The organism is Kitasatospora sp. GP82, from assembly GCF_029892105.1.
Taxonomy (GTDB): Bacteria; Actinomycetota; Actinomycetes; order Streptomycetales; family Streptomycetaceae; genus Kitasatospora.
In genome coordinates this window covers 1-1,336 of record NZ_JARZAJ010000129.1, presented here as the reverse complement: position 1 = coordinate 1,336, position 1,336 = coordinate 1, and the positions used below count along the sequence as shown (strand labels likewise).

Sequence of the window (1,336 nt, the reverse complement as noted above, 5' to 3'; positions counted from 1 at the left end):
CGCCCGTCCCCATCTCCAGGACCGTCCCCGATCCCCTGGGAGCGCACCGAGCATGACACCGGAACAACCGAGCGCGCTGGCGGCCCCACCGGCGGCCCCGGTCCCGGCCGCCCGCGCGGCCGGGACCGTGCCGCCCGCCGCCAGACCGGCACCTGACCGGGGCGGCTTCCTGGCCCGGGCCTTCGGGGTCACCGCCCTGCTCAGCGCCGCCGGTTCGGCACTCGGTCTGCTGCGCGACCTGCTGCTGGCCCGCTACTTCGGGGCGAACCAGGGCACCGATGCCTTCCTGGTCGCCTGGACGGTCCCCGAGACGGCCGCGCCGCTGCTGATCGAGGACGCCATGGCCTTCCTGATGGTGCCCGCCTTCAGCCTCGCCCTGGTCCTCCGCGAGGAGCGCCCCGACCAGGCCGACCCCGTCCGCCAGCTGGTCCGCACCACCCTGCCCTGGCTGCTGCTCGCACTCTGCGCCCTCTCCACCACCGTCGCCCTCGGCGCCCCCCAGCTGGTCGAACTGCTCGCACCCGGTCTCGCCGACCCGGACCTCGCCGTCACCTGCACCCGGACCACCGCCCTCACCATCCTGCCGTTCGGTATCGCCGGATACCTCGGCTCCGCCCTGCGGGCACACCACCACTTCACCGCCCCGGCCGCGATCTACGTCGCATACAACCTCGCCATCCTCACCCTGCTGCTCACCTGCCACACAGTGCTGGGCGTCCACTCGGCCGCCCTCGGCGTCGCCCTCGGCAGCCTGCTGATGGCCGCAGTGCTGGTCGGCCCGTTCCACCGCCGACTGCGCCAGGAACGCGGGCCAAGACCGCGCCGGAGCGGAGCCACTCTGGTGCTGCTCCCACTCGCCCTGCTACCGGTCGCCGCCTTCACCCTCACCCGCCAAGCCCAGGTCTTCATCGAGCGCTACCTCGGCTCCGACCTGCCTCCCGGTACCATCTCGCACCTCAACTACGCCGCCAAGGTCGCCCAACTCGCCATGACCGCGGCCATCCTGATCTGCACCGTGACCTTCCCGCTGGTCGCCCGCGCCCTCGCGGCCGGCGACCTGACAGCGGCCCGCGACCGGGTGGAGAAAGACCTCGGCCAAGCCACCGCCCTCGTCCTGGCCGGCACCGCCTTCCTCATGGCCTGCGCCCCCTCCGTGGTCTCACTCCTCTTCGAACGCGGCGCCTTCGGCCCGGCCGACACCGCCGCCACCGCCACCGTCATGCGCATCTACAGCCTCGGCCTGCCCGCCCAGGCACTGGTAGGCGTGATAGTCCGCCCCTACTTCTCGATCCGCCCCGTCGTCCGCCGCACCACCGACCCGCACACCGACGACGGC

At 73.2% G+C, this 1,336-nt stretch carries 1 protein-coding gene; it reads left to right on the top strand.

Features of this window, described 5'->3' with window-relative positions:
* Positions 1 to 52: 52 nt before the first annotated feature.
* Positions 53 to 1,336 (top strand): lipid II flippase MurJ (locus tag P3T39_RS37410; protein WP_280703793.1); only part of this gene is annotated, 1,284 nt, incomplete at its 3' end.